Source organism: Bradyrhizobium sp. UBA2491, assembly GCF_002341725.1.
Lineage (GTDB): Bacteria > Pseudomonadota > Alphaproteobacteria > Rhizobiales > Xanthobacteraceae > Bradyrhizobium.
The window spans coordinates 37,798-38,387 of the sequence record NZ_DDOP01000019.1; the positions used below are offsets into that span (position 1 = coordinate 37,798).

General features: G+C 69.0%; 1 protein-coding gene. It reads left to right on the forward strand.

The annotated features are described in order from the left end of the window. Window positions 1-590, forward strand: a 590-nt coding sequence (locus tag B2W55_RS06380; RefSeq protein ID WP_291532193.1) for an MFS transporter, incomplete at both ends; no start/stop codon positions are given.

Sequence of the window (590 nt, forward strand, 5' to 3'; positions counted from 1 at the left end):
CCTCGGCCTGGTGACGGCGAGCCAGGCGCAGAGCCTGTGGCAATTCCAGCTCTGCTTCGGCGTGCTGATCGGGATCGCCGCCGGCAGCTTCTATGCGCCGATGATGGCGCTTGCCAGCGCCTGGATCGACAAGCATCGCAGCCTCGCGGTCGCACTGGTGTCGGCCGGCATGGGCGTATCGCCGCTGACGGTCGCGCCATCGGCAAGCTGGCTGATCACCGCCTATGACTGGCGCTTCGCGATGCTGGTGATCGGCATCGCCGCGTGGGCGCTGTTGATCCCCGCCGCGTTCCTGGTGCGCGCCGCGCCGCAGGTATCGGCAGTCGCCAACACCGCAGCCACGGATGCGCCGCAAGCGGAATGGACCGCAGCCCAGGCGCTGCGCACGCCGCAATTCATCACGCTGGCGCTGGCGCATTTCGCCTGCTGCGCGGCGCATTCCGGACCGATCTTCCACATGGTGTCCTACGCCATGGTGTGTGGCATCGCGCCGCTCACTGCGGTCACAGTCTATAGCCTCGCCGGCTTCTCAGGGCTCGGCGGGCGGCTGCTGCTCGGCGTGCTCGCAGACCGGCTTGGCGCCAAGCCGG